The following is a 5,608-nucleotide window of genomic DNA, read 5'->3' on the forward strand; positions in this document are numbered from 1 at the left end:
GCCGCCATGGAACGAGTGATTCCTTGCGCTTTAGCACTTGCGGCAATCTGCGGGTCTGCGATAAGACAATGAACTTTGCCGCCCAATTCGCCTAGAATGGTTTTATTGATGCCGGTTCTGACCATCTCAACGTCAGTGTAAATGGATGCCCCTGTTAAAAGCGCCGCTTTACCAGCTTCAATCGCTTCAGGGTGCAGCACAATGTGATTGGCATAGTCTGGATCGCCTGAGGCATGAATCATCCGAGATACTATTTTTTTAGCTTCTTCTGAATAAACCGATTCAGCCAAATACGGCGCAATAATCTGCATACTCTTTGTTTCAATCTCCATAGGTTTTACAATAAAGTCCATTTACGAAAGAGCCTCCTTTGCCCATTTCAATGCCTCTATAGTGCTACTAACCATATTTCCATAATCTAGAGACGGTTTTTCAATAACAACCAGCCAAATATTTTGCCTGATCGCTGCCTGGAACTTCGCATCTGTACCGCCGATTTTACCGCTGTTTTTAGTCACGAGCACATCAGCGCCAAACTGCTTAATCAACGCTTCATTGGTTTCTACGGCAAACGGGCCTTGCATGCCAATAATATCTCGCGTCAATATGCCTAAAGCCAGCGCTTCTTGCAACACGTCAGGCTCAGGCAATATGCGGACAACCAATCTTGCGCCTGCCTGGTCTGCCGCCGCTTTATAGCAGGCCAGGGTACGGCTGCCTGTTGTCAACAAAATCACTTTTCCCAACGCAGCAGCAAGTGTTGCCGCTTCCTGAGCCGTTTTGGCGGTCCGCAGTTTGTTGTATACCGGTAATGGCTCTGCCTGTCTTTCATATCGCAAATAGGGAACCGAGCAGTCACGGCAGGCGGCAATCAAGTTGGCGGACACGCCAGTTGCATAAGGATGACTGGCATCAATCACGCCGCGCACTCCCGCTGTAGCGAACAGTTCCATAAAACCATTAACGTCAAGGATTCCCTCCCGCACCTGATATAAGCTGCTCGCGGCAAGCTCTCCGCCGTAAGAACTGGTGACCGAAACCATAACCGGCAAACCGCATGCAGCTAAATCCTTGGCTACCAGCCTGCCATCCCGCGTCCCGGCAACTACCAAAATCAAATGGCGTAACCTCGCGGAGTAATCATTCTGCCATCTTTGACATAGGTGCGAGAGTTGCCGATAATCACCAGCGAAAACATATCCATCGGCTGATCAATAAAGCTTGCCAAATCACTAATCAGCACCTGTTCTTCGGTCCGGGACGCATTGCGGACAATGCCTACTGGCGTATGGGGCTCTCGGTGTTTAAGCAGAATTTCCTGAACTACAGAAATATGTTTTACCCTACCATGGCTTTTCGGGTTGTAGATCGCAATGGTAAAGTCCCCCGCAGCAGCAGCTTCGACCCGTTTCTGGATAACCTCCCAAGGCGTTAACAGATCGCTAAGGCTAATCACAGCAAAATCATTCATTAGCGGCGCTCCCAAAAGCGCTCCTGCCACGCCGGCAGCAGTAAGTCCAGGAATAATGTTAACCTCAGGCCGGTGATCGGCTTCAGCCGCTTGCGCTAATTCAAGCACCAAACCTGCCATACCATACACTCCGGCATCACCGCTGGAAATAACGGCAACCGTTTTGCCCGCGATGGCCAAATTAATTGCCGCCTGGCAGCGATCTACTTCTTTCGTCATGCCTGTTCCAATGATTTCTTTACCAGCCAACAGCGGCTCAATCAGCTCTAAATAACGGAAATAACCAACAACCGCATCAGCGGTTTCAATCGCTTGTCTGGCCCTTGGCGTCATATCTAGCAAATCGCCTGGCCCCATCCCTACGACCCGGACTTCACCTCTGCCAGGGCAATCGTAATTCCCCGATATACTGCTCGCTTTTTCAACAGCAGTTGATTGTTCTTTGATCCGCATATCGCAGCTGCTTCGCATACACTACCCACTCCAATCTTACTTTTAACAAATTCCGATATCGCGAGTCCCTGCTCGCTGACAACCCGTTCAAGCAACGCCGGTTCAAAAAACAGGGTCTTTGCGCCAATAACCGCTGCTGCTTCCAGCAGACCGGTTTCATCCGCCTTAATTGAGACTGAGGCAATCATCCCGACAGAATCAATACTCCGGCCAATACATGCGCAAGCCTCAGTCAGCGCAGCCAGTACACTGTTTTTTTCTATGCCCCTGCGGCAGCCAATTCCCGCCACCAGCGTCTTAGGACGCAAATACAGATGAACTGAATCAGTTGCAATCATCTTATCTGTAATGAAAATACTTGCATCCGCATCAGCCGGAAGCTCATTAATTGGCCGAAAGCTTACGCCATTTCTTCCAAGCCAGTCAGCATATATATCAGCTCTGGGCAGACTCTCGTCTAAAAAATAACTAATCTTTTTTCCTTCCACCAGCATGGTGTTAATCGACTTTAATTGTTGAAAAGGAACAACGGTTAAATGACATTCGGCAGCCATAACATCAGGTGCAATCTTCCCCTGCACATCAGAAGCGGTGGTAATAACCGGATTCGCCGCCAGCCGTCCGGCAATCAGGGTAGTCAGAGAATTTGCCCTGCCCAGATGACCGGAAAGCAGGCTGATGACATGAGTGCCCTTTTCGTCCATGACGACAACGGCGGGATCTGTCCGCTTATCCTGAATCAGTGGCGCAATTGTCCGCACAACAATACCTGTCGCCATAATAAAGACAAAACCGTCATACTGAAAAAATATTCTGTTAACTAAATCCGCGAGCTTTGCATATTTTTGATCCAGACTACAGCCCCTGCCATGTTTGCTATATACATCAACCACATCGAAGATGACTTCATTTCGCGGAAAATTTAACTTTTGCTGAATGTTAGTCGAATTCATGCTGGCTTTAATGCTGGTTGGTTCAGTGATAACCATCCGGTCTTTCAGCAGTATTTTAAGCCTGTTCCCCAGCTTGGCTCCTTCACTGGTAATAGAAATAATGGCCAGTCTCATTTTGCTTGCCGGAATTCATGGCTGAACGTAGGAGAATATAGCTGGGAAAGCTCATACGCTGCATCCAAAGACCGGCTGAAAATAATTAGCGCTGTTTTCTAAATCCCAACAGATTGTACCTTCTCAAAGATATCATCAAGTGTCCCTCTGACCACTTTCTCATCAGGCCAGGATACCTTCTGCGCCACAACGATAGGAGTATCGCTAGTATACCCCCCTTGTTTCAGTTGGTTTATTACATCAGCAAGCATATGGGTACTTAAGAAGATGCACATATTGCTTTGGTGCGCAGCCAGGCTGGCCAGTGCTTCCTTGGCCGGAACCGGCGTACGTCCCTCCAGTCGCGTGATGATTACTGTCTGTGACACACCTGGCAGAGTATATTCCTGTTTTAGTGAAGCCGCCGCCGCTAAAAATGAGCTGACCCCCGGCACCACCTCATAAGCAATACCTTGCTGCCGCAAATGATCCATTTGTTCCTGAATCGCTCCATAGAGACTCGGGTCGCCGGTATGAAGCCGCACAACCAGTTTTCCTGCTGCGACCGCCTTCTCCATGACTGCCAGCACCTCCGGCAGCGTCATGCCGGCACTGTCATAAATCTCGGTATCCTTGCCGCAGTTTTCGAGCAAAGCCGGATTGACCAGTGAGCCGGCCCAGATAACAACATCGGCCTGTTCCAGCAATTCTTTTCCTTTGCAGGTAATTAACTTTGGATCACCGGGGCCAGCCCCGACAAACATGACTTTACCTGGTGATTTTTGCTTCATTATTTACTCCTTCTTTCTTGTTCAGTCTCCTTATTGTTCAATAGCTCGCTTAACAGCTTGTCTTTTGTAAGCACCAATCAATATAATCGGATTCAACGCCTCAAACATATGAAACGTCTGAACCGGTTTCAGCCTAGTCACCTGCAGGCAAACAGCCTCTGTCTGATAGCTTGCCGTATTGTTTAGCCAGTCTAGCGTACGATAGGCTGTTTCCAGTGTGACGGCAGTAATCACCATCCGTCCTCCCGGCTTCAGCAGGTCATGGCTACATTGCAGAATATCATATAACCGCCCGCCGCTGCCGCCAATCAGGATCACGTCCGGCGGCATCTTGCCTGCCAAAGTCCCCGGCGCTTCACCTGGACAAATGCTGATATTTTTCACGCCAAACCGGATTGCGTTTTGACGGATAAGCTCTATGGCGTCCGGTTCGCGTTCAAAGGCAAATACCTGCCCGCTTTTAGCTAACAGTGCGCTTTCTATCGATAATGAGCCCGTCCCCGCCCCGATATCAAAGATCACGTCATTTGGTCTAATTCTTGCCATAGCAAGCGCCTGAATTCGAATTTCACGCTTGGTCATCGGCACCTCGCCTCTGATAAAATCATCGTCAGCAATGCCTGGCACTACCCTTCGATAATCATCACACAATGACCAATCCCTCCCTGTTCGATTAACTCTTCCAACGAAAATGCTTGCACGGATTCATCCGGATATGACAAATGGCGGCAAATCCAGACCTTGGTATGCAGCGGCCAGCCTGCCGTCAGCAAACGCTTGACCACATAGGATGAATCGTGCTCACCATCAGTCAACAAGCCGATCCGTTTACCGGTACGGTACTGCCAGATCTCAGGCTGCTCCGTCCGGCCATGGACACTGGCTAGCAGTGCGTCCTGCCAGGGAAGGCCCACCCGGGCAAAGGCAAGCTGCATTGAGCTAATGCCAGGAATGATCTGAATTTTACCGTCAAAATGCCGTTTTAAGAGTGGCAGCAGGCTGTAAAATCCAGGATCACCGGAAACCAGCACCGTAACGTCACTAGTTTGCAGCGACTGCCTGATAAACTCCACTACTTCCCCTAAGTCGCCGCCAACCATTTTCGTTTTTATCCCAGGCCTAACAAACGGCTCCACCAGTCGCTTGCCGCCTACTATAACTCTTGCTTTATCAATATGCTCTTTGGCTTCAGGCAGCAGGTACGCTGCGCTGCCCGGCCCTGCCCCTACTATAAAGACTTGATGTTCCATCCCAGCTCACCTCCGATTTGCTCAGCCATCAAATCCATTCCCAATATTTCACCTTTGAGAGTTGTTAAAACAGTACCGATCTCAAGATCGCCAAAAACATGCTGCTGTGCCCGTTCAGAGGCTTTAGCGGCCAGAAGCGAATATATTGCTTTCAAGCCTGCCTCCTCAATCAATTCAATCGCAGCCTCTGCCGTCCTTAGCGCCAGCATCTTTCTGATAAAGTCCGGGTCAGCACCTAAGCAAGCTGCATAAGCGGCTAATATCTCCAACCGGCCATCGGCAATCCTGCTGTGAGTATAAAATATACCTCCTGCCAGCTTGACCAGTTTACCGATATGTCCGAACAACAGCACTCTGCGCAGTTTTTTCTCGGCAGCCTGCTCAAGCATATAGCCGATAAAATTGCTTGTCTGGATGACGGCTTTTTCTGGCAGTCCATATTTTCCTACCGCCGCATTCCAGCCCATCTTGCCGGGAACAAACACCACTTGGTCATAACCTAGGGCCTGGGCAACTGAGATTTGTGGCACCCATGAGGTTTTAAACGCTTCTTCAGACAGGGGCTCGACGATGCCGGTGGGTCCCAGAAGCGAGATA

Annotated in this window: 6 protein-coding genes and 2 pseudogenes; all 8 read right to left on the reverse strand. The window is 49.5% G+C overall.

Annotated features, from left to right (window positions below; translation table 11 throughout):
• Positions 1-353: precorrin-8X methylmutase (locus tag AC29Z1_RS12605; protein ID WP_488271810.1), on the reverse strand; the 353-nt coding region annotated here is incomplete at its 3' end.
• Positions 354-1,118 carry a precorrin-6A reductase gene (gene cobK, locus AC29Z1_RS12610; RefSeq protein WP_488271811.1) on the reverse strand — a complete coding sequence of 255 codons (765 nt, stop codon included), beginning with the start codon at positions 1,116-1,118 and terminating at the stop codon, positions 354-356. It lies immediately after the preceding gene.
• The gene (gene cobJ / locus AC29Z1_RS12615; protein ID WP_488271815.1) at positions 1,115-1,804 is read right to left on the reverse strand and encodes a precorrin-3B C(17)-methyltransferase; all 690 of its coding nucleotides are present in this window, start codon (positions 1,802-1,804) and stop codon (positions 1,115-1,117) included. Before cobJ ends, cobK begins: the two co-directional genes overlap by 4 nt.
• A 26-nt stretch (positions 1,805-1,830) precedes the next feature.
• Positions 1,831-2,991, reverse strand: a complete 1,161-nt coding sequence (locus AC29Z1_RS12620) for a cobalt-precorrin 5A hydrolase (RefSeq protein WP_488271812.1) — start codon at positions 2,989-2,991, stop codon at positions 1,831-1,833.
• Positions 2,988-3,761: pseudogene (gene cobM, locus AC29Z1_RS12625) on the reverse strand (precorrin-4 C(11)-methyltransferase). Before cobM ends, AC29Z1_RS12620 begins: the two are co-directional and overlap by 4 nt.
• 30 nt (positions 3,762-3,791) lie before the next feature.
• Positions 3,792-4,412, reverse strand: coding sequence for a precorrin-6Y C5,15-methyltransferase (decarboxylating) subunit CbiT (gene cbiT / locus AC29Z1_RS12630; RefSeq protein WP_488271813.1), 621 nt, complete (start codon positions 4,410-4,412; stop codon positions 3,792-3,794).
• The gene (gene cbiE, locus AC29Z1_RS12635) at positions 4,388-5,011 is read right to left on the reverse strand and encodes a precorrin-6y C5,15-methyltransferase (decarboxylating) subunit CbiE (RefSeq protein ID WP_488271814.1); all 624 of its coding nucleotides are present in this window, start codon (positions 5,009-5,011) and stop codon (positions 4,388-4,390) included. The genes cbiT and cbiE overlap by 25 nt, the downstream gene beginning before the upstream one ends.
• Positions 4,990-5,608 (reverse strand): annotated as a pseudogene (locus tag AC29Z1_RS12640) (cobalt-precorrin-5B (C(1))-methyltransferase CbiD); the annotation flags it as partial. The gene cbiE and the pseudogene AC29Z1_RS12640, both read right to left, overlap by 22 nt.

Source organism: Sporomusa sp. (assembly GCF_057736855.1).

Excerpts from the sequence above, each read along its gene's own strand:
- cobJ (WP_488271815.1), bottom strand. The coding sequence starts at position 1,804 with ATGACGCCAAGGGCCAGACAAGCGATTGAAACCGCTGATGCGGTTGTT.
- AC29Z1_RS12620 (WP_488271812.1), bottom strand. The coding sequence starts at position 2,991 with ATGAGACTGGCCATTATTTCTATTACCAGTGAAGGAGCCAAGCTGGGG.
- cbiE (WP_488271814.1), bottom strand. The coding sequence starts at position 5,011 with ATGGAACATCAAGTCTTTATAGTAGGGGCAGGGCCGGGCAGCGCAGCG.